We start from the raw sequence: 19,636 nt of genomic DNA on the forward strand, positions 1-19,636 counted from the left end.
ATCGGAACAGGCGAGGAACTGTGAAGATCCGTTGAAGACTGCGGGGCGGGCCGTGGGGCGCCCGGCTAGACGCCGGCGGGAAGACGAACGGTGAACGTAGCGCCCTGTCCTTTTCCGGCGCTGGTGGCGGAGATGCCGCCGCCGTGCGCCTCGACGAGTGCCTTCGCGATGGCCAGGCCGATGCCGGAACCCCCCTGGCGCCGGTCCCGGCCGGTGTCGGCGCGGTAGAAACGGTCGAACAGGTGCGCCAGGTGTTCGGTCTCGACGCCTTCGCCCGTGTCGGCGATCCGGTACTCGACCCACTCCTCGACGCGACGGCACGTCAACGTGACCGTCCCGCTCGCGGGGGTGTGGCGCAGCGCGTTGTCGAGCAGGTTGCCGAGCACCTGGCCGAGGCGGTCGGCGTCCACGCTCACCTGGCCCGCTTCGTCCAGGTCGGCAACCAGGCGCACACCCTTGGCGGTGAACCGGTCACGGGCGGCTTCGGCGGCCGTGCGTGCCAGCGCAGCGGCGTCCACCGGGGCTGGGCTGACGTGCGTGGCTTCCTCGGCGCGGGACAGGGCGGTCATGTCCTCGGCGAGTCGTCCGAGCCGGCCGGTGGATCCGCGGACCACAGCCAACGTGTTCTCGTCGAGCGGCCGGATGCCGTCCTCGACGGCCTCGAGGTGCGCGTCGATGGTGGCCAGCGGGGTGCGCATCTCGTGTGCCAGGTCGGCCAACATCCGTCGTCTGGTCTGCTCGGTGGCCGCCAGCCTCTCCGCGAGGCGGTTGTAGCTGAGCGCCAGCGTCGTGAACTCCTCACCCAGGCCCGGGTCGGCGACCCGGGCGCCGTAGGTTCCGGTCGCGATCTGCGACGCGGCGGCGGCGACGGCGTCGATGGAGCGCTGCACCCGACGGCTGAAGTACCACGACACGGCCAGTGCAGCGAGCACCGAGGCCACCAGCGCCAACCCGATGGACACCACCAGCGCCGCCGCGAACGCCTCCTCCAGGTGGCCGGTCTCCTCGACCGTGTGGTCGTCCCCGGCCTGCTCGAGGTGGTTGGCGAAGATCGTGGGTCCGACCAGGGAGGCCACCAGCCACGTGGTGAGCGCACCGGCCACCAGGACGAGCGCCTGCGCAACCAGCAGCCGGGCCGCAAACCGAGCCCTCGAGCGGCGCGGCCGGGACGGTCCGCTCGCCGGAGCGACGGTCATTGCCCTGCGCCCATCCGGTAGCCGACACCGCGAACCGTGCGCACGAACCGGCCCTCGACCGGGTCGTCGCCGAGCTTGCGGCGCAGGTGCCCGACATGCACGTCGACCAGGTGCTCGTCACCCACCCACGACGGCCCCCAGACGGCCTCGATGAGCTGACGGCGGCTGAACGCCATCCGGGGGTGTTCGGACAAGGTGGCGAGCAGGTCGAACTCGGTGCGCGTCAACGCCACCGTCTCGCCGTCCAGCCACACGTCGCGACCGACCGGGTCCAACGTCAGCGTCCCGAACCGTCGCGCCCCTTCCAGCGCGTTCACGGCATTGGGTCCGGCGGGCCCGGCGGACGGCTTCCCAGTGGCTCGGGGCCGGCGGAACATCGTCTGGACGCGAGCCATCAGCTCGCGCGGACTGAACGGCTTGGTCATGTAGTCGTCGGCGCCGACCGACAGGCCGATGAGGGTGTCCACCTCGTCGCTGCGGGCGGTGAGCATCACGACGTAGGCGTCCGAGAACGTCCGGAGCTGCCGGCAGACCTCGACTCCGTCAAGGCCGGGCAGGCCCAGGTCGAGGACGACCACGTCCGGGTCCACTCCGCGGGCGGTTGCGACCGCGTGCAGGCCGTCGTGGACGACTGAGACCTCGAACCCGTCGTGCTCGAGGTAGCTGCCCAGCAGCTCGGCGAGCTTCTGCTCGTCCTCGACGACCATCGCCCGGAGCCCCGACGGCGGCCGCCGGCTGGCGGCGGGCGCAGCAGGGGCGGCGCCGCCCTCACCACCGTGGCCTGCCATACCGCCCATCGTGGCAGCCCGGCGTCCGCGGGGTGGGGGGTAGCGGACGTGGCGGACGCATCTTCAGCGAACCTTCACACGATCGCGACCGGGGCGCGATGGTCTCCGGTGCACGGTGGGAGTCAGGAACGAGCCGAGGAGCTGAGGACGATGATGGATTGGTACCACGACGGCACCGGGTGGGGCGGGTGGCTGGTGATGGCCCTCGCGATGGTCGCGTTCTGGGCGCTGGTCGTCCTGGCAGTTGTCGCGTTGTTCCGAGGAGCCACGCAGGGACGGCAGCCGGCCTCGCACCAGGACCCGATGGACATTCTCGACCAGCGGTTCGCGCGCGGGGAGATCGACGAGGACGAGTACCACGCCCGGGCCGCGGTCCTGCGTACGTCGGTGCGTTGACCGGTCGAACGCCGGAGAGCCTGCAAACGATGAAGACCGACGACCGCGCGGGGCCCGACCCCACATCGACCTTCGAGCACCGGCCGCGGCCCCGCATCCGCCGGGTGTTGTCCAGCGCCTGGAACGCCGTGGCTGCCGCCATCGGGGCCGTGATGGGGCTGTTGCCCCACGTGCTCCATCACATCGGGCTGCTGGGCGGCGCGGTGCTGGTGAGCGGCGCGACCGGCAACGTGTTGTTCGCCGTGCTCGGCATCGTGTTCTCCCTTCCGCTCCTGCGTCGGCTACACCGACGCTTCGGCACCTGGAAGGCGCCGGCGCTGGCACTCGGTGTCTTCGCGCTCATGTTCTCCCTCTCCGCGTTCGTCATCGGCCCTGCCATCAGCGGCGACGAGCCCGACCCCGGCCCGGTCCCGGTGCAGACACCTGACCCCGACGAACACGGCGACCACCACCAATGATCTCGACACCGACTCGCCCACACGTCCCGGTCCGCGGGCGGGCCGAGGCGTTCTTCAGTGAACCTTCACACCACCCGCACGGTCACCTTCATCCCCCCGTCGCAGGCTGGAAGGGAGCTGGAGAACACGGCTCAGAGAAACGTGGGAGGACGTCATGAGCACCCGTTGGAGCATCAACATCACCCCCGCCGAGCGGGCGGCCCGCATCGTCCTGGGCGCCGTGGCAGCCGTGGCGGGCCTGCTGCTGCTGGCCGGAGCCGGCTCGGTCCTGGCCGTCACCCTCGAGCTGCTGCTGGTGGTTGCCGGGCTCGACCTGGTCATCACCGGCGCGCTCGGACACTGCCCGCTGTACGCACGCCTGGGCCACGTGCCCGCATCGCTGAAAGGACGGACGTCATGACAACGCCCCGCTGGATGGACCACCACCCTCACCATGACCCACAGCCGTGGCCGTACGAAGCCCCGGACCCAGCATCCGCCAACCAGAAGGCCTCCGAGCCCGGCCGGGACGCTCAGCTGCCGGCACAAGAACCCCATGCCGGCCACAGCGCGCACGGCGGGCACGGGCTGATGATGCTCGTCTGCTGCATCCCCATGATCCTGCTCGCCGTTGCGCTCGTCGCGACGGGCGTCGCAGGTTCCGGCGCGATCGTCGGCGCCCTGCTGTGCACTGCCATGATGGCCGTGATGATGCTCGCCATGCCCGGCGGCCACGACCACAAGTAGCCGCGACGGCCACTTCAGTCGCAGGGCGAGGACGTGAGCTGAGATGAGCACCCGCACCCGCAGCAGCGGTTCGGTGCCGGTCACCCGGAGGCTGCTCGCCGCCCGGCCGGTGCGCACCGCCGCCGGCGCGGTCGGCATCGGGATGGCGCTGATGCTGATGCTGCTGCTCTCCGGGCTCTGGGCCGGTGTGCAGGACCGGGTCACGACCTACGACGACCACCTCGGCGCCGACCTGGTCGTCGTACCGCCCGACACCGCCAACCTGTTCGCCGACCCCGGGGTCCTGCCCGGACCCACCGTCGAGGCGGTCGCCGGCGTCACCGGAGTCGATCAGGCCGCCTCGCTGCGCACCCTGTACCTCATCCTCGAGCTGCCCCACGGCAAAGCAGCCGTCGCGGCCGTCGCCAGCGACCCGTCCAGCACGCTCGGCGGCCCGTGGTCGTTCACCCGCGGGACGGCGCCCCGAACAGTGGACGAGGTCGCCGTGGATGCGCTCTTCGCTGACCAGCACGACCTGGACCTCGGCTCCCGGCTGCCCATGCTCGGACATCCGATGCGCGTCGTCGGACTCACCGACGACACGGCGCTGTTCATGACGCCCCTGGTCTTCACCACCACGGACGCGATGAACCAGATGCTGCGCAGCCCGGACACGACCGGGTCCGTCCTCGTCACGACCTCAGACCCGGCCGCCACCGCGCAGGCGCTGGGCCAGGCCGGCTACACCGTGCGCACCCCCGCCCAGTTGCACGACGCCTCACTGACGCAGGCCACCAAGATCTACGGGTCCCCGGTCCGGCTGATGGTCAGCGTCGCGTTCATCGCCGGCACCCTCATCGTGGCTTTGGTCGCCTACACGCGTGTTGTCGAGCAGCAACGAGACCTCGGCGTCCTCAAGGCGCTCGGCGCGACCCCCGCGCGGATCCGACGCATCGCGGTGACCCAGACCGTCACCCTGACCGGCCTCGGTGCCCTCGCTGCCGTGGCCCTGTTCCTGCTCGCCCGCACCGTCCTGGCCTGGTGGCGTCCCGCGTTCCCCGTCGAGCTCACCCCCGCAACGCTCACCCAAGCCGCTCTCGCGGCCGCGGCGATGAGCCTGCTCGCCGCCTGGCTCCCCGCACACCGCCTCGCCCGCATGGATGCCGCCTCCGCGTTCCGGAGCCAGCCATGACCATCCACCTGCCCCGGGCCTCCGCACCGGCGGCCAGCGTGCCGGTGGGACGCCGGCTGCTGTTCGTCGAACGGCGCCGGGCCACTCTCACCGTCCTCGGTGTCGCCACGTCGCTGCTGCTGGTCCTGGTCCTCGGTGGCATCTTCGCCGGAGCGGTCGAACAGGTCATCCGCTACATCCGTACGTCGCCGGCCGACATCTTCATCTCCCAGGCGGGGGTGCGCACCATGCACATGAGCGCATCCGCCCTCCCGCCTGAGACCGTCTCAGCGGCCGCGGCCGTGCCCGGCGTCGCCTGGGCCGCCCCGATCGGGTTCGCGTCCGGCTCCATCGCCGGACCCCAGGGACGACAGCTCACCTACCTCATCGGCTACGACACCGACACCGGCCGCGGAGGCGCCCGCCTCGTCGACGGCCGCACGCCCGGCCCCGGTGAGGCGGTCCTCGACGAGGAGGCGGCCGAGCAGCTGGGAGTCAGCCTGGGCAGTCGCGTCACCGTGATGGGCACCGCCCTGCGGGTGGTCGGGCTCTCCGCCGGCGGCACCAGCATCACCAACACCACGACCTTCGTGGACAGGGCCGAGTTCGAGCGCATCCATTCCGACCAGACGTCCCACGTCCTGGTCCGCGCTGACGACGACCGCGACCCGGCGGCCGTCGCCGCGGGGCTGCGGACGGCGCTGCCGGAGGCGACCGTGCAGACTCGCGAGGAGTTCGCGGCCTCAGAGGCGCGCGTCGTGACCGACATGAGCGCCGACCTGATTCGCCTCATGTCGATTATCGGGCTGCTCATCGCGTTGGCCGTCATCGCGCTCGGCCTCATGGGGGCCACGTTGTCGAGGATGCGGGACTTCGCCGTCCTCAAGGCGCTGGGCTCAACCACCCGCCGACTCGTCGGCGCCGTGGTCGTGCAGGTCTTGTGGACCATCACCCTGGCCGTGGGGGTCGCCGTCGCTGCAGCGCTCGTCCTGGCCTGGCTCATCCCGCTCGCCGCTCCCACCGTCCAGATCGTCGTGACCGTTTCCGCGGCCGCTCGCACCACCGCCCTGGCCCTCCTCGTCGGCCTGGCCGCCGCCGTGTGGCCGCTGCGCCGGATCGCCTCGGTCGATGCCGCCATCGCGTTCAGGGAGACCCGATGAACACCGCCCGCACTCATCGCCCCGCGCCGACCGACGCCACCCGCCCAGCGGCGACGTCCGGCACCGAGGCGGCGAACATCGCGCCTCTGCGGGTGCGGGGGCTCACCAAGACGTACGGCTCCGGGGCCACCGAGGTCCGCGCGGTCGACGCCGTGGACCTCGACGTCCGCGCCGGCGAGGTCCTGCTCGTGATGGGGCCCAGCGGGTCCGGCAAGACGACGCTGCTGCTGATGCTGGGCGCACTGCTGCGACCCACCACCGGCTCGATACTGGTCACCGACCGGGCCAGCGTGCGCATCGACATCGCCACCGCTGCCGAACGAGCCCTGCCCGCTCTGCGCGCCCACTCCTTCGGGTTCATCTTCCAGGACTACGCCCTGCTCGACGCGCTCACCGCCACCGAGAACATCGCCGTCGCCGCCAACATCGCCGGCCTCACCGGGGCGCCCGCCCACGCCCGCGCCGCCGAGCTGCTCGAACGAGTCGGGCTCACCCACCGCGCCACCGCCCGACCCTCACAGATGTCAGGAGGCGAGCAGCAGCGCGTCGCCCTGGCCCGCGCGCTGGCCAACGACCCGCCCGTCCTGCTCGCCGACGAACCCACTGCGAACCTCGACGCGTCCCGCGGCCGCGACCTCGCACGGCTGCTGCGCACCCTCGCCGACGAGGACCACCGCTCGGTCGTCATCGTCAGCCACGACGAACGCCTGCGCGAAGTCGCCGACCGCGTCCTGTGGATGGAGGACGGCGCGTTCCGCGAGGTCGCCGCCATGGTCATCGACCCCGTCTGCGGGATGGCCGTCGAGCCGACCGGGCCCAGCCTCGAACGGCTCGGACGCACCGTGTGGTTCTGCTCCGACGGGTGCCGACGCGAGTACGCCGACGACCCCGACCACTTCGCCCCACCTCGCCCAGCCGTCGTCGGACCGGGGGTTGCGAACATACCCCCAGGGGGTATCATCTAGTCATGAGCAGCCACCAGCACCACGTCACCGCTCAGAGCGGTGCGGTCAAGGACCCCGTGTGCGGCATGGACGTCGACCCCGCCACGACCGAGCACGTCGTCGAGCACGAAGGCGTCACCCACCACTTCTGCTCCGAGCACTGCCGGTCCCGGTTCCTCGCGGACCCGGAGGCGTTCATCCACGCCTCCAGCAGCGCCCCCGGCAGCGCACCCAGCCAGCCGGCTCCGGCCGCATCCGGTGCCGAGGTGGTCGAGTACACGTGCCCGATGCACCCCGAGATCCGGCAGGACGGGCCGGGCACCTGCCCGATCTGCGGCATGGCCCTCGAACCCGTGATGGTCACCGCTGACGCGGGGCCCTCCGAGGAGCTGCGCGACATGACCCGTCGGTTCTGGATCGGCGTGGCCCTGTCCATCCCGGTCCTCATCCTCGGCATGGGCCGAGACCTCGTCCCGTGGCTGCACGACAACGTCTCCGCGACCGCGTCGACGTGGATTCAGCTCGCCCTCGCCACCCCGGTGGTGCTGTGGGCCGGCTGGCCGTTCTTCGTCCGCGGCTGGGCATCGGTGCGAACCCGGAACCTGAACATGTTCACGCTCATCGCGATGGGCACTGGCGTCGCCTGGCTGTTCAGCGTCGTCGCCACCGTCGCGCCCGGCATCTTCCCCGACGCCTTCCGCACCGACGGCGCCGTCGACGTGTACTTCGAGGCAGCCGCCGTCATCACCACCCTCGTACTGCTCGGCCAGGTCCTCGAGCTCCGCGCCCGCGAGGCGACCTCGGGTGCCATCAAGGCGCTCCTCGACCTCTCCCCGAAGACCGCCCGCCGCATCCGCGACGACGGCACCGACGAAGAGGTCACCCTCGACCAGGTCCAGCTCGGCGACCTCCTGCGCGTGCGCCCCGGCGAGAAGGTTCCCGTCGACGGTCTCGTCGAGGACGGGAACTCCGCCGTCGACGAGTCCCTGGTCACCGGCGAGTCGATGCCCGTGACGAAGCACGCCGGCGACAACGCCATCGGCGGCACCCTCAACCAGACCGGAGCGCTGCTGGTCCGTGCCACCGCGGTGGGCCGCGACACGATGCTGTCCCGCATCGTCAACATGGTCGCCGAGGCGCAACGCTCCCGAGCCCCCATCCAGCGCACCGTCGACCGGGTCTCGGCGGTGTTCGTGCCGACCGTCATCGGCGTCGCCGTTCTCGCGTTCGTCGTCTGGGCCCTCGTCGGGCCCGACCCGCAGCTGGCGCACGCCCTAGTGGTCGCGGTGAGCGTGCTCATCATCGCGTGCCCGTGTGCTCTCGGCCTGGCCACACCGATGTCGATCATGGTCGGGGTGGGGCGCGGCGCGCAGATGGGTGTCCTCATCAAGAACGCCGAGGCGCTCGAGCGGATGGAGAAGGTCGACACCGTCGTCGTCGACAAGACCGGCACCCTCACCGAGGGCAAGCCGGCCGTGACCGCCGTCGAGCTGGCCGACGGGTACACCAGGCACACCGAGACGGAGCTGCTGCGCCTCGCGGCCGCGGTCGAAAATGCTTCCGAGCACCCGCTCGCTCGCGCCATCGTCGACAAGGCCCAGACCGACCTGGCCGAGGCGGGTGACCAGGTCAGCAGCCGTCTGCCGGAGGTCGCTGACTTCGACGCACCCGTCGGCAAGGGCGTCCTCGGCACCGTCGACGGCAGGCGGGTGCTCATCGGCACCGCCGGGTTCCTCTCCAGCCAGGACGTCGACCCGGCCAGCCTGTCCGAGTACGCGGACCGGATGCGCCGCACCGGGGCGACCGCGGTCCTCGTGGCCGTCGACGGCACCCCGGCTGGTGTCATCGGCATCGCCGACCAGGTCAAGAAGACCACCCCGGCCGCCCTCGCAGCTCTGCGCAAGGAGGGCATCGAGGTCATCATGCTCACCGGCGACAACCAGGTCACCGCCGACGCCGTCGCGGCCGACCTCGGCATCGACCGGGTCGAGGCCGAGGTGCTGCCCGACCACAAGGCCGACGTCGTCAACAAGCTGCGCGCCGAGGGACGCGTCGTCGGTTTCGCCGGCGACGGCGTCAACGACGCCCCCGCGCTCGCCGCCGCCGACGTCGGTCTGGCGATGGGCACCGGCACCGACGTCGCCATGGAGTCCGCTGCCGTGACGCTGTTGCGCGGCGACCTCAACGGCATCGCGCATGCCCGGCAGCTCTCCCACGCCGTCATGCAGAACCTCCGCGTCGGGCTCGGCTTCGCATTTCTGTACAACTCGCTGGGTGTCCCGGTCGCCGCGGGCGTGCTGTACCCGGTGTTCGGGTGGCTGCTGTCCCCGGTCATCGCCGCGGCCGCCATGGCCCTGTCGTCGGTCAGCGTCATCATCAACGCGCTGCGACTCCGCACCCAGCGGCTCGGCTGACCTCGCCGTCAGTACCATCGAACCCGATGAGCCCAGCGCCCACGACCGTCGTCGGCACCCGCAGACCGCCGCGGTTGCCGGTGACCTCGCGCGTCAGCGGCCCCACTGCGCTGGCAGCGCTCGTCGTGGCCCTCGTTGTCGGCATCCTCGGCATGCACGCCCTCGCCAGTCACGGCACCACCGTCGCGCCAGTGGCTGTCACCGGCATGACGGCGCCTGCCCACGCCGCGGAGATGGTGGCCAGTACCTCCCATGGCGCCCACGCCCACGCCGCGGAACCCGCCACGGGGACCACAGCCGTGCGCACAGAGGCTGACCGGGGCTCGAGTTCGGGACACGACATGGCGGCCATGGCCATGTTGTGCGTCGTCATGCTCGCCGGCGCAGCGCTCACCCTGCTCGTCCTGCTCGTCGTGTCCGTACGGCGGCCGCTGCTGCCGGCGTCGTTCGCACCCGCCGCCGTACGCGCCCGGGTCCTGCAGTGGGTGCGCGGCACCGGCCCACCGCCCGTGTGGCAGTTCTCCGTCATCAGGTGCTGACAGGCACGTAGCCCGCCGACCCAGCACGGTCCCTGCTGCGCCTGCACCTTGTCGCGCGCCTGGATCAAGTGCTGCCTCAGCGGTGCGCACCCGACCTGCCTGACCCTGATGACCCTGAACAGGAGAACCACCTCATGCGCTACCCCCGACCCGCCTCGCTCGTACGCCGCCCCACCCTGCTGCTCGGAAGCCTGACCCTCGGCCTGGCACTCACGCTCACCGCGTGCGGCAACGACGAGGCGCCCGGCAACACGTCCGCGCAGGTGTCCGAGACCGACCACAACGACGCCGACGTCGCGTTCGCGACCGACATGATCCAGCACCACGCCCAGGCCCTCTCGATGGTGGACCTGACCGTCGACCGCACCCTCGACCCCGAGGTGCAGCAACTCGCCGACGACATCCGGGAGGCCCAGGGCCCCGAGATCGAGACCATGAGCGACTGGCTCCAGGACTGGGACGAGGAGATCCCCGCGACGATGCGCGACCACTCCAACGCCGGGCACGACATGGGTGGGATGGGTGACTCCATGGACGGCCTGGCCTCCGACATGCCCGGCATGATGTCGGGCGAGGACTTCGACGAGCTCGAGAATGCCTCCGACGCCGGGTTCCAGGACATGTGGCTCGAGATGATGGTCGAGCACCACGAGGGTGCCGTCGAGATGGCCCAGGAGCAGCAGGAGAACGGTCAGTACAAGCCGGCCGTCGACCTGGCCGGTGACGTGGTGGACACGCAGACGGCCGAGATCGAGAAGATGAAGTCGCTGCTCGGCTCCTGACCCACCGACCATCCGCGCTCCTCCGCGGCGGGGCGGTCGCCCCACGCCGGGTGACCGCCCTGCACCACCGGGGTTGTTGCCGAGCCGCGTCGACCATCCACCCACCCAGACCCACAAGCCCCCACCCGGAGTGTCATGTTCCACCGCCTGCAACGCCGCATGACCGCAACCGTCCTCACCGTCGGAGCGGCCGCTCTCGTCCTGACCGGCTGCGGCACCGGCGACAGCCCGGCCCCGCCGGGGGCCCCGAACGCGGCCGAGGACACGGCGCTGGGCCACGTGCACGGCCTCGGCGTCGACCCAGGCGACGGCACCTTGTACGTGGCCTCCCACTTCGGCGTCTTCCGCGTCGGCGAGGACGGGACGCCCGAACGGGTCGCCGACCGGTGGCAGGACACCATGGGCTTCGCCGTCGTCGGGCCCGGTCACTTCCTCGGCTCCGGCCATCCCGACCTGCGTGAACGGCTCCCGGCCAGCTTGGGGCTGATCGAGTCCACCGACGGCGCCGAGACGTGGGAGACGGTGTCGCTGCTCGGCGACGCGGACCTGCACGCCATCGAGCCGGCAGGCGACCGCATCTACGCCTACGACTCCGTCAGCGGGTCGCTCCTCGCAACCACCGACCGCAAGAACTGGACCACCCTCAGCACGCAGCCGCTCTACGATCTCGCCGCCGACCCCGCCGTCCCGGACACCGTCTACGCCACCACCGACCGCGGGGCGCTGCTCCGCTCCACCGACGGGCAGGAGCCCCGCCCAGTAGCCGGGGCGCCGACGCTCACGGCCATCGACTGGCAGCCCGACGGACCGCTGGTAGGCATCGGCGCCGACGGCACGGTCATGACCAGCACCGACGCCAGGCAGTGGCAGAAGGCCGGCCAGCTCGACGGACCCGCCGAAGCACTTGACGCCGTAGCGGGCAGGTGGCACGCAGCCACCGAGAGCGGCGTGTACGAGTCCACCGACGAGGGCCAGACCTGGGAGGTTCTCCTCCAGGTCCACTGATGCCCCGGATGCGCCGGCCCGAACGGCGCGACTCACGCCTCGGCGCCGGCCCAGGAGGCGGTCGTCGGCCGCTCGCGCACGCTCCCCGCATCCTCGCGGCGTGTCCAGTGACCAAGTGGACGGGCACGTGGCGGTCGATGTGTTGGTGCCGACGGCGTACGTCGAGGGCTTCGACGGGCTGGTCCAACGCGCCGGAGCGACGCTCGGCACCACGTCATGACGAGCGATGCTGGCGCAGTGGCGGGCTTTCGGCGGGGGCCGGTGGCTGCTGCCGCGGAGGTGAACATCGAGACCTTGCGGTACTACGAACGTAGGGGTCTTCTGGCCGAACCGGACCGCAGCCCCGGAGGGCACCGGCTCTACCCCGCCGAGGCGGTCACGGTGCTGCGCGTCATCAAGGCCGCACAGCAACGCGGGTTCACACTGGACGAGGTGGCCGACCTGCTCGAGCTTGGCCGGCACCGGCACGGCAAGCGTGTGGATGCGGGGCTTCAGCAGCGGGCACGCGAGAAGCTCATCGAGGTCGAGGACCGCATCGCCGACTTGAAGACCATCCGCGACAACCTGTCTGCTGCCATCGACGCCGGGTGCGACGACCTGGTGGCCTGGGCCTCCGCCGATTGCTGCCCCATCCCCTTCACTGCCATCACCATCCACCCGGCCAGCGCGGCCGCCACTGCCGAGGATGGCTCACGATGACGTTCAAGGACCGGCACCTGGTGGGCGGGCCGCTGCGGCGTGCGCGGTGTGCTGCGCGGCCCCCGTCGTGGGGTTCCTGGGCGTCGCCGGGTTCGCCGCCACGGCCGCGACCCTGGCGTTCGCGGGCGTCGTGTCCGCTGTCGTGGTCGGTGTGGCCAGAATCGCAGGGGTCCTGGTGCGTCGCTCCCGGTCGCGGCCGGTCGCCTGCGCCTTCCCGGAAGGTGCTGGCCCTGTCGAGCTTGAGCTGGGCGCGACACGGGCCGGTGACACCGGTTCACCGCGGCGGGGACGGGCTCCTCGTCGCGATGGGACCGACTGGGAGACTCACGTCCATGCTCGTCAAGTCGCTGTTCTTGTTCGCGTTGGCCGCCGTCGCGGAGATCGGTGGGGCGTGGCTGGTGTGGCAAGGCGTACGGGAGCACCGGGGCTGGTTGTGGGTCGGTGCCGGCGTCGTCGCGCTGGGTCTGTACGGCTTCGTGGCCACGCTCCAGCCGGACGCGAACTTCGGGCGCATCCTGGCCGCGTACGGTGGCGTGTTCGTGGTCGGCTCGCTGTTGTGGGGTGTGGCCCTCGACGGCTTCCGTCCTGACCGGTACGACGTGGCAGGCGCACTGGTTTGTCTGGTCGGGGTGGCGGTCATCATGTACGCCCCGCGGACGGGCTGAGCGCTCGTCGCGAGCCCACAGCCGGGAGTGCGAGCATGCAGGTATGGAGCCGACGCAGCTGAGCTGCTCGTGTTGCGGGCGAAGCAAGCCGCGGGCCGCCTTGCACGCTCTGAACGGCGGCGCCTACATCTGCCGTCGATGCGGGCTGTGGGTGGCACTGCGCCTCAAGCGCGACCCAGCGTCGAGGGCGTGAGCCGCGCTCAGGCGTGCATAGAGCGGCGCAGTGCCTCACGCAGCTCGGCGAGTCCTGGCACGCCGGCCAGACCGGACGCAGTCTGGTACATCCGGCACGCCAGCCCCACGGGTGCGCCCGCTTGTGCGAACGGGTCCCGGCCGTTGATGAGGAACGTCGGTGAGCCCGTGAGCCCGCGCGCCTGAGCCTGCTCATCGGACTCGATGACGGTCACGGACACCGACGCTGAGGCGTCGAGCTCGGCGAGCGCAGCCACGGTCAGGTCGTAGGCAGAGGCTTCGTGCGGGCACTCCGTCACCACCAGCAGCTCCACGTCCATGCCACCAGCATGCCCGACCGCTCGCGGAGTCACTGCCCTCCCGTCACGGTCAGCGGTTCCGTGAGCAGCCATCGCGCGGGAGACTGGGTCGTGGCCACACAGGGGCAGCCGCCGGACCGGCAGAGAATTCATGCCGAACTGGAGCGAGCGCGAGCTGACCTGCACCACCTCGTGTCCCAGGCCACCGCTGTCGATCTTCGCCGCCGCACGAACGGGACACGGTGGACCAACGGTCAGATGCTGTGGCACATGGCGTTCGGCTACCTGCTCGTGCGCCGCCTCCTGCCCCTGGTCCGTCTGTTCGGACGACTTCCCGAGCCGTTCAGCCGCGCCTTCGCCGCCGCGTTGAACGCCGGCACTCGACCGTTCCACTACTTCAACTACGTCGGCTCCGTGGGTGGCGCACTCGTCTTCCACGGCTCCCGGCTGACGCGGCAGCTCGACCACACCATCGACCGGCTCCATCGCCGCCTGGATGCGGAGTCCGACGACGCGCTGAGGCTCCGGATGCACTTCCCAGTCGGCTGGGACCCGTTCTTCGGCGACGCGATGACGCTCGAGCAGGTGTATCGCTACCCGACCCGGCACTACGACTTCCACCGGGCCCAGCTCACCCTCGAGTAGCCCCGTGCGGCACTCACCGTCGGGTGAGGGCCGGGCGCGAGTCGTACGTTCCTGGACCGAGGTTGACAGAGGGGTCCTGACGGCGTTGCTACCAGTCGAGCTCGTGGCAGCCGCGGTCGGCGGAGGCTTCGACCTGCAAGGTGGCGTGCTCGATGCCGTGGTCGGTGCGCAGCACCCGTCGTGCTTCGGTGAGCACACCTGCGGCGGTGGTGGTGTCGCGGGCGACGAGGTGGGCGGTGGCGACGTGCATGCCGGAGGTCAGGGTCCACACGTGCAGGTCGTGGACGTCGTCGACGCCGTCGATGGCCTCGAGGTCGGCGGTGATGTCGTCCATCTCCATGCCAGCGGGGACGTGCTGGCCGAGGACGGCGAGGACCTCGCGACCGAGCATGACCGCCCGGACGGCAACGAACGTGCCAATGGCGAGCGCCACCAGCGTGTCCCAGTACGAGTTGTCGGTGGCGGCGACGAGGAGCCCGGCGGCGATGACGCCGACGGACCCGGCGGTGTCGGCGACGACCTCGAGGTAGGCGCCCTTGACGTTGAGGCTTTCGGCGGCGCCGCCGCGCAGCAGGACCATCGCGATGACGTTGATGACCAGGCCGAGCGCACCGACGACGAGCATGGGACCGGTCTCGACCGTGACCTCCTCGCCGATGCGGCCGAACGCCTCGATGACGACGTACACGGCCACACCCAGCATGAGCAGGACGGCCAGGCCGGAGGCGAACACCTCGGCGCGGTACGAGCCGTAGGTGCGGCGCCCGGTGGTGTCGCGGCGAGTGGCGATGCGGGTGGCGACGAGCGCTGCGCCGAGGGCGACGACGTCGGCGGCCATGTGGCCGGCATCCGAGACCAGCGCCAAGGACCCGGAGATCAGGCCGTAGGTGAGCTCGACCACGAAGAACACGGCGATGAGGCCGAAGGAGACGGCGAGACGCCAGCGGTGCCGTCCACCGGCGTGCCCGGCTGCGGGTCCGTGGCTGTGTCCGGCGCCCATCAGGCGACTCTCTCGGTGGTTGCGGGCCGGTCGGTCGAGCCGTCGGCAGGGTTGGTGGCGGGGTTGGTGGCGGGGTGGTTGGAGGGTTCGGGCGTCAGGCGTCCCAGGCCGGGGACGAACCGGCCGACGGTGGCCGCGTACGCGGCGTAGGACTGGCCGTGGGTGCGTACGAGGTAGGGCTCTTCGACGACTCGGACCTGCAGCTGCAGCGCGACGAGCAGCAGGATGAAGCCGAGCAGCGCCACCAGGTTGGGCACCATGAGCGCGAGGCCGAGGCCGGTGGTGGCCATGGCGGTGAAGATGGGGTTGCGCCCCAGCGCAAAAGGGCCGGTGGTGACGAGGTCGGTGCGTTCGCTCTCGTCGACGCCGATGCGCCAGCTGGTGCCCATCGCGAGCTGGGTGGCGAACGTTGCCGCGATGCCCGCGACAGCCGCCGCGACGCCGAGCAGCTGGACAGGTGCTGCGTCGAGGGCTGCGACCGGGTCGAGTCCGAGCAGGGCGGCTATGGGGCCGAGGACGCCGGCTACGAGCGCGACGGTGAACAGGACTCCTGCCCACCACTCGGGAGACCCGAACCGGCCGGAGATGCCTCGCCAGCCGGTGTCGCCGGTACGGCGCCACTGCACCCAGGTGCGTAGTCCGAACCCGACGCCCAGGTAGACCGCGTAGATGGTCAGGGCGGCCACGGCGACCGCGTCGTTGCCCAGCTCAGTCATCGTCCTCATCCTGTTCGTCATCGTCGTCGTCCTCGACGAGTTCGCCCCCCCACGCTTCGCGGCCCTCGTGGACGGCGAACGCGGCGATGACGAACCCGGCGACGGGGTCGAGCCACGCGGCGCCGGTGAGGGCGTACAGGCCCAGCCCGACCAGCGTGGAGATGCTCAGCAGGACGCAGATGCGGGTCTCGGCGGCGTCGGCGAGGATGAGCGGGTCTCCGCCTAGCTGTTCGCCGACGCGGCGCTTGGCACGCGCGAGCAGCGGCATCACCACCACCGACGCGGCGAGCAGGACGATGCCGACCATCGAGTTCTCCGGCGGCTCGTCTTCGAGTAGGGACCGGACGCCCTCGAAGACGACGTATGCGGCCAGCACGAAGAACGTGACGGCGACGGCCTTGAGGGTTCGTCGCTCCTTGGCCTCGTCGGCTTCGCCGTGCCGTAGCCGGGCGGCCAAGCGAAGCCCGACCAACACGGAGGCAGCCGACTCGATGCCGGAGTCCAGCCCGAACCCGACCAAGGAGACGAGCCCGGCCATCAGGCCGACGGTGATGGCCACAGCACCCTCGACGACGTTGTAGGCGACGGTGAACTGCGCCAGCCGCAGCCCGCGGCGAGTCAGGCGTTCGGTCTCGGCGACGGTTAGTGACGGGGAGTCGGGAAGGTGGTGCGTGGGTCGAGACATCAGGGCCGCCTGCCGATCTCGAACACCTCGGGCGCCGAGACGGCACGCTGAGCGTCCTGCTCAGCGTCCTGGTCGGCTGGTGTGCAGCAGCCGTCGGTGCACGTGCCGCCTGCGCAGCATCCGTCGCCGGCGTCCTCAGCGTCTGCGCCAAGGCCGACGGGTCCGCAGCCGCAGTTCTCCCCGCGCCACGCTTCGCGGCCTTCCTTGACGGCGACGCCCGCGATGATGAGGCCGGCGATGGGGTCGGCCCACGACCAGCCGAGGGTCGCGTTGAGGACCAGCCCGACCAGCAGGACCGCGGACAGGTACGTGCACAGCAGCGTCTGCGTCGAGTCGGCGACCACCGCGTTCGAGCCGAGCGCCTTCCCGGTGCGGCGCTGCGCCCAGGACAGGAACGGCATGATGACCAGCGACGCCGCGGCCAGCGCGATGCCGACCGTCGAGGTGTCCGGGTCATGGTCGCCGAGAAGGGCGCGAACCGACTCGAAGGTGACGTAGGCGGCGAGCGCGAAGAACGACAGCGCCATCAAGCGCAGCGCCTGCTGTTCGCGGGACTCGGGGAGCCGGTGGCGGAACTGCCACAAGATGATGAGCCCGGACGAGACCTCGACGACCGAGTCGAGGCCGAACCCCACCAGGGCGACTGACCCCGCGATGATGCCGGCCGTGATCGCAATGACCGCCTCGATGAGGTTGTAGGCCACGGACGCGCCGGCGAGGAGCTGGGCGCGACGACCGAGACGCGCCTTGTCGTTGGCGGTGAGTGCGGCGGGGGTGTGCACGTGGGCGGTCATCAGGCGTCCTTGCGGGTGGCGGTGCCGAAGTTCGGGCACAGGGTCACGGCGTCGCCAGTCAGGCCGAGAAGCCGTTCCGCGGCGACGAGCAGCTCGAGCACGGCCTCGGGGTGGGTCAGGGAGAACAGCGACGCGCGGCCCTGGGGACGAGAGTCGACGAGGCCGCAGTCCTTGAGGCAGGCGAGGTGCTTGGACACGGTCGACTGCGCGAGCCCGAGGTGCGCCATCAGGTCGACGACGCGGTGCTCGCCGAGGGCGAGGTGGCGAAGGATGATGAGCCGGTTCGGGTCGCTCAAGCCGTGGAACAGACAGCCGGCCGCTTCCAGGCCCGCGCGCTCGAGCGAGTCGGGAGGCGCAGAAGCGGTAGCAGCATCGGTCGTTGGCATCATGGTTCGGCGATGTTAGCACTCACGACGCGTCCGCGCGGTGGCGGCGTCCGACGAGCAAGCCCCCGGAGCTGTCCCGGAGGCGTCGGCCGCGTCCGACAGGCGGTACGGAGCCCGCAAGGCTGCGTCCGTACCTCTCCGGTGTCTCTGTGCGCCCGGAACGAGTGACAGATGCCCCCACGACGGCAGGACCTCTGCCTCGTCCGCCGACCAGCGAAGACGGGCACGATGAAAGGTGGAGGTGGTGAGCATGTCTGACTCGCCCCAACCCCGACGTCAGATGCGCCGAAGCGGCTGGATAGCCCTGATCGTCGTCGTCGGGGACTGCTGCACGGATAGGTGACATCTGATCTGCGTCGACGTGTGTCGGCGCTGGAAGGATGTGCACCATGCCGAAGGCGTTCCCCAAGGAGTTCCGCGAGGACGTGATCCGGGTCTACAAGGACTCCGATGCCTCGATGGCCCAAGTCGCGAAGGACTTCGGGATCTCGCCGTCGTGCCTGAAGCGCTGGCTCGCGATCGACGAACGGAACTCGTCACGACCATCAGGTCGGGCGACCCCAGCGACTGAGTCCGATGCGCTGCGCGAAGCCAACAAGAGGATCAAATTGCTCGAGCAGGAGAACGAGGTCCTGCGCCGTGCAGCCGCCTATCTCTCGCAGGCCAACCTGCCGGGAAAATGATGTACCCGCTCGTCCGCGAGCTGGCCGCCGATGGGATCCCCATCGCGGTGACGTGCCGGGTGCTCAAGATCGCCCGCCAGCCCTACTACCGCTGGCTCGCCACCCCGATCACCGATGCCGAGCTGAGGGCGGCTTACCGGTCCAACGCGCTGTTCGACGCTCACCGCGACGACCCAGAGTTCGGCTACCGGTTTCTGGTCGACGAAGCCCTCGAAGCCGGCGAGCCGATGGCCGAGCGAACGGCCTGGAGGATCTGCTCGGACCTGGGCTGGTGGTCCTCACACGGCAAGAAGCGCGGCGGCAACGGCAAGAAGCCAGGACCCCCGGTCCACGACAACCTGTGCGCCATCACCGACAGACGCGGCGTGACCCGGCACGAGTTCAAGTCCGACCGCCCGAACGAGCTCTGGCTCAGCAACATCACCGAACACTGGACCGGCGAAGGCAAGCTCTACGTCTGCGCGATCAAGGACGCCTACTCCAACCGAATCGTCGGCTACTCCATCGACTCACGGATGAAGTCGTCGCTGGCGGTGGCAGCGCTGAACAACGCCGCTGCTCGCCGTGGCGATGTGGCCGGCTGTGTGGTGCACACCGATCGCGGGTCCCAGTTTCGAAGCAGGAAGTTTGTCCACGCGATCAACCGCCACTCGATGGTCGGATCCATGGGCCGAGTCGGGGCCGCAGGCGACAACGCAGCAATGGAGTCGTTCTTCGCGCTGCTGCAGAAGAACGTCCTCAACCGACGAGCGTGGGCGACGCACGAAGAGCTGCGAATCGCCATCGTGACCTGGATCGAGAAGACCTACCACCGACGCCGTCGGCAGGCCTCACTCGGACGGTTGACCCCGGTCGAATACGAACTGATCATGAACCCAGCCGCGACCCAGGTCGCCTAACCGAAACTGTCACCCGTCCGTGCAGCAGTCCCGGGTCGAGCATCTTCTCGGTCGGCGCGTAGCCGTTCGTCGTATCCATGCCGGAGACCGGTCCGTGTTGACGGATCTTCGGCAGTCGCGCACGGCATGGATCGGTGTGATGTGGCACACGGCGGCACAGGGTGTGTGACGCCTGTGTGTCGTCAATCAGATGTTTGTGCAGGTAGGGGCACTTGTGTGTCAGTGGTTTCCAAGACCACCCAGATCTACGAGGGCACCAACCAGGTCCAGCGCATCGTCATGGCCCGCCAGCTCCTCGCCGGCGTGCCGTCGACCCTCTGAGGCGACCGCCGACCCCGGCTGGCCCTGGCCGCTGGTCGAGGAAGGCGCGCCAGCGCCGCACCGCTGGTTGGGGAAGGCGCGCCAGCGCCGCACC

At 70.6% G+C, this 19,636-nt stretch carries 23 protein-coding genes; 15 read left to right on the forward strand and 8 right to left on the reverse strand.

Annotation, left to right across the window (positions count from 1 at the left end; all coding sequences use genetic code 11):
* Positions 1-65 precede the first annotated feature (65 nt).
* Both QWY29_RS06275 and QWY29_RS06280 read right to left on the reverse strand, forming a co-directional pair.
* Positions 66-1,076 carry a sensor histidine kinase gene (locus QWY29_RS06275; RefSeq protein ID WP_300959842.1) on the reverse strand — a complete coding sequence of 337 codons (1,011 nt, stop codon included), beginning with the start codon at positions 1,074-1,076 and terminating at the stop codon, positions 66-68.
* Between the two features lie 116 nt (positions 1,077-1,192).
* Positions 1,193-1,984 (reverse strand): response regulator, encoded by a 792-nt coding sequence (locus QWY29_RS06280; RefSeq protein ID WP_439117393.1) that lies wholly within the window; start codon positions 1,982-1,984, stop codon positions 1,193-1,195.
* 150 nt (positions 1,985-2,134) lie between these two features.
* Between QWY29_RS06280 and QWY29_RS06285 the strand changes: the two genes are divergently transcribed.
* From QWY29_RS06285 to QWY29_RS06345, 13 genes are all read left to right on the forward strand, one after another.
* A complete protein-coding gene (locus QWY29_RS06285) occupies positions 2,135-2,380 on the forward strand; it encodes an SHOCT domain-containing protein (protein WP_300959843.1) in 246 nt (81 codons plus the stop codon).
* 29 nt (positions 2,381-2,409) lie between these two features.
* On the forward strand, positions 2,410-2,838 hold the full coding sequence (locus tag QWY29_RS06290; RefSeq protein WP_300959844.1) for a hypothetical protein: 429 nt from the start codon (positions 2,410-2,412) through the stop codon (positions 2,836-2,838).
* 154 nt (positions 2,839-2,992) lie between these two features.
* Complete coding sequence (locus QWY29_RS06295) at positions 2,993-3,238, forward strand: YgaP family membrane protein (protein WP_300959845.1); 246 nt, start codon at positions 2,993-2,995, stop codon at positions 3,236-3,238.
* Positions 3,235-3,564, forward strand: coding sequence for a hypothetical protein (locus QWY29_RS06300; protein ID WP_300959846.1), 330 nt, complete (start codon positions 3,235-3,237; stop codon positions 3,562-3,564). The genes QWY29_RS06295 and QWY29_RS06300 overlap by 4 nt, the downstream gene beginning before the upstream one ends.
* 43 nt (positions 3,565-3,607) lie before the next feature.
* Positions 3,608-4,735: an ABC transporter permease gene (locus QWY29_RS06305; protein WP_300959847.1), complete on the forward strand. Its 1,128-nt coding sequence runs from the start codon at positions 3,608-3,610 to the stop codon at positions 4,733-4,735.
* Positions 4,732-5,874: an ABC transporter permease gene (locus QWY29_RS06310; protein ID WP_300959848.1), complete on the forward strand. Its 1,143-nt coding sequence runs from the start codon at positions 4,732-4,734 to the stop codon at positions 5,872-5,874. The genes QWY29_RS06305 and QWY29_RS06310 overlap by 4 nt, the downstream gene beginning before the upstream one ends.
* Positions 5,871-6,839, forward strand: a complete 969-nt coding sequence (locus tag QWY29_RS06315; RefSeq protein ID WP_300959849.1) for an ATP-binding cassette domain-containing protein — start codon at positions 5,871-5,873, stop codon at positions 6,837-6,839. The genes QWY29_RS06310 and QWY29_RS06315 overlap by 4 nt, the downstream gene beginning before the upstream one ends.
* 2 nt (positions 6,840-6,841) lie before the next feature.
* Positions 6,842-9,232 (forward strand): heavy metal translocating P-type ATPase, encoded by a 2,391-nt coding sequence (locus tag QWY29_RS06320; RefSeq protein WP_300959850.1) that lies wholly within the window; start codon positions 6,842-6,844, stop codon positions 9,230-9,232.
* A gap of 26 nt (positions 9,233-9,258) precedes the next feature.
* Positions 9,259-9,771: a hypothetical protein gene (locus QWY29_RS06325; RefSeq protein WP_300959851.1), complete on the forward strand. Its 513-nt coding sequence runs from the start codon at positions 9,259-9,261 to the stop codon at positions 9,769-9,771.
* Positions 9,772-9,905: 134 nt separating this feature from the next.
* On the forward strand, positions 9,906-10,553 hold the full coding sequence (locus QWY29_RS06330) for a DUF305 domain-containing protein (RefSeq protein ID WP_300959852.1): 648 nt from the start codon (positions 9,906-9,908) through the stop codon (positions 10,551-10,553).
* Positions 10,554-10,712: 159 nt separating this feature from the next.
* Positions 10,713-11,558, forward strand: coding sequence for a F510_1955 family glycosylhydrolase (locus QWY29_RS06335; RefSeq protein ID WP_300959853.1), 846 nt, complete (start codon positions 10,713-10,715; stop codon positions 11,556-11,558).
* A 216-nt stretch (positions 11,559-11,774) separates the two neighbouring features.
* On the forward strand, positions 11,775-12,257 hold the full coding sequence (locus tag QWY29_RS06340) for a MerR family transcriptional regulator (RefSeq protein ID WP_300959854.1): 483 nt from the start codon (positions 11,775-11,777) through the stop codon (positions 12,255-12,257).
* Positions 12,258-12,589: 332 nt separating this feature from the next.
* Positions 12,590-12,922: a YnfA family protein gene (locus tag QWY29_RS06345; protein WP_300959855.1), complete on the forward strand. Its 333-nt coding sequence runs from the start codon at positions 12,590-12,592 to the stop codon at positions 12,920-12,922.
* A gap of 200 nt (positions 12,923-13,122) precedes the next feature.
* Here the strand turns inward: QWY29_RS06345 and QWY29_RS06350 are convergent, their stop codons facing one another.
* A complete protein-coding gene (locus QWY29_RS06350; RefSeq protein WP_300959856.1) occupies positions 13,123-13,434 on the reverse strand; it encodes a DsbA family protein in 312 nt (103 codons plus the stop codon).
* 60 nt (positions 13,435-13,494) lie between these two features.
* Between QWY29_RS06350 and QWY29_RS06355 the strand changes: the two genes are divergently transcribed.
* The gene (locus QWY29_RS06355; protein ID WP_300959857.1) at positions 13,495-14,058 is read left to right on the forward strand and encodes a DinB family protein; all 564 of its coding nucleotides are present in this window, start codon (positions 13,495-13,497) and stop codon (positions 14,056-14,058) included.
* 88 nt (positions 14,059-14,146) lie between these two features.
* On the opposite strand, the gene QWY29_RS06360 is transcribed toward QWY29_RS06355, so the two are convergent.
* Genes QWY29_RS06360 through QWY29_RS06380 form a run of 5 tightly spaced genes read right to left on the reverse strand, consistent with a single transcriptional unit; the run spans position 14,147 to position 17,549 of the window.
* Complete coding sequence (locus tag QWY29_RS06360) at positions 14,147-15,058, reverse strand: cation diffusion facilitator family transporter (protein WP_300959858.1); 912 nt, start codon at positions 15,056-15,058, stop codon at positions 14,147-14,149.
* Entirely contained in the window at positions 15,058-15,774 is a 717-nt protein-coding gene (locus tag QWY29_RS06365) for a methyltransferase family protein (RefSeq protein WP_300959859.1), read from the reverse strand. The genes QWY29_RS06360 and QWY29_RS06365 overlap by 1 nt, the downstream gene beginning before the upstream one ends.
* Positions 15,767-16,459, reverse strand: coding sequence for a cation diffusion facilitator family transporter (locus tag QWY29_RS06370; protein ID WP_300959860.1), 693 nt, complete (start codon positions 16,457-16,459; stop codon positions 15,767-15,769). The genes QWY29_RS06365 and QWY29_RS06370 overlap by 8 nt, the downstream gene beginning before the upstream one ends.
* A complete protein-coding gene (locus QWY29_RS06375; RefSeq protein WP_300959861.1) occupies positions 16,459-17,253 on the reverse strand; it encodes a cation diffusion facilitator family transporter in 795 nt (264 codons plus the stop codon). Before QWY29_RS06375 ends, QWY29_RS06370 begins: the two co-directional genes overlap by 1 nt.
* Entirely contained in the window at positions 17,253-17,549 is a 297-nt protein-coding gene (locus QWY29_RS06380; RefSeq protein ID WP_439117394.1) for an ArsR/SmtB family transcription factor, read from the reverse strand. Before QWY29_RS06380 ends, QWY29_RS06375 begins: the two co-directional genes overlap by 1 nt.
* A gap of 479 nt (positions 17,550-18,028) precedes the next feature.
* Between QWY29_RS06380 and QWY29_RS06385 the strand changes: the two genes are divergently transcribed.
* A protein-coding gene (locus QWY29_RS06385; protein WP_300959862.1) for an IS3 family transposase occupies positions 18,029-19,221 on the forward strand; the annotation gives its coding sequence in 2 pieces (ribosomal slippage) (positions 18,029-18,313 and positions 18,316-19,221; 1,191 coding nt in all).
* Positions 19,222-19,636: the final 415 nt, after the last annotated feature.

It is taken from the genome of Nocardioides abyssi, from assembly GCF_030412915.1.
GTDB lineage: Bacteria > Actinomycetota > Actinomycetes > Propionibacteriales > Nocardioidaceae > Nocardioides > Nocardioides abyssi.

Bases quoted from the DNA above. Each gene is read 5' to 3' on its own strand.
- QWY29_RS06290 (WP_300959844.1), top strand. From the start codon at position 2,410: ATGAAGACCGACGACCGCGCGGGGCCCGACCCCACATCGACCTTCGAG.
- QWY29_RS06280 (WP_439117393.1), bottom strand. From the start codon at position 1,984: ATGGCAGGCCACGGTGGTGAGGGCGGCGCCGCCCCTGCTGCGCCCGCC.
- QWY29_RS06300 (WP_300959846.1), top strand. From the start codon at position 3,235: ATGACAACGCCCCGCTGGATGGACCACCACCCTCACCATGACCCACAG.
- QWY29_RS06350 (WP_300959856.1), bottom strand. From the start codon at position 13,434: ATGGACGTGGAGCTGCTGGTGGTGACGGAGTGCCCGCACGAAGCCTCT.
- QWY29_RS06335 (WP_300959853.1), top strand. From the start codon at position 10,713: ATGACCGCAACCGTCCTCACCGTCGGAGCGGCCGCTCTCGTCCTGACC.
- QWY29_RS06315 (WP_300959849.1), top strand. From the start codon at position 5,871: ATGAACACCGCCCGCACTCATCGCCCCGCGCCGACCGACGCCACCCGC.
- QWY29_RS06375 (WP_300959861.1), bottom strand. From the start codon at position 17,253: ATGACCGCCCACGTGCACACCCCCGCCGCACTCACCGCCAACGACAAG.
- QWY29_RS06345 (WP_300959855.1), top strand. From the start codon at position 12,590: ATGCTCGTCAAGTCGCTGTTCTTGTTCGCGTTGGCCGCCGTCGCGGAG.
- QWY29_RS06330 (WP_300959852.1), top strand. From the start codon at position 9,906: ATGCGCTACCCCCGACCCGCCTCGCTCGTACGCCGCCCCACCCTGCTG.
- QWY29_RS06340 (WP_300959854.1), top strand. From the start codon at position 11,775: ATGACGAGCGATGCTGGCGCAGTGGCGGGCTTTCGGCGGGGGCCGGTG.
- QWY29_RS06325 (WP_300959851.1), top strand. From the start codon at position 9,259: ATGAGCCCAGCGCCCACGACCGTCGTCGGCACCCGCAGACCGCCGCGG.
- QWY29_RS06320 (WP_300959850.1), top strand. From the start codon at position 6,842: ATGAGCAGCCACCAGCACCACGTCACCGCTCAGAGCGGTGCGGTCAAG.
- QWY29_RS06365 (WP_300959859.1), bottom strand. From the start codon at position 15,774: ATGACTGAGCTGGGCAACGACGCGGTCGCCGTGGCCGCCCTGACCATC.
- QWY29_RS06310 (WP_300959848.1), top strand. From the start codon at position 4,732: ATGACCATCCACCTGCCCCGGGCCTCCGCACCGGCGGCCAGCGTGCCG.
- QWY29_RS06370 (WP_300959860.1), bottom strand. From the start codon at position 16,459: ATGTCTCGACCCACGCACCACCTTCCCGACTCCCCGTCACTAACCGTC.
- QWY29_RS06285 (WP_300959843.1), top strand. From the start codon at position 2,135: ATGATGGATTGGTACCACGACGGCACCGGGTGGGGCGGGTGGCTGGTG.
- QWY29_RS06305 (WP_300959847.1), top strand. From the start codon at position 3,608: ATGAGCACCCGCACCCGCAGCAGCGGTTCGGTGCCGGTCACCCGGAGG.
- QWY29_RS06295 (WP_300959845.1), top strand. From the start codon at position 2,993: ATGAGCACCCGTTGGAGCATCAACATCACCCCCGCCGAGCGGGCGGCC.
- QWY29_RS06360 (WP_300959858.1), bottom strand. From the start codon at position 15,058: ATGGGCGCCGGACACAGCCACGGACCCGCAGCCGGGCACGCCGGTGGA.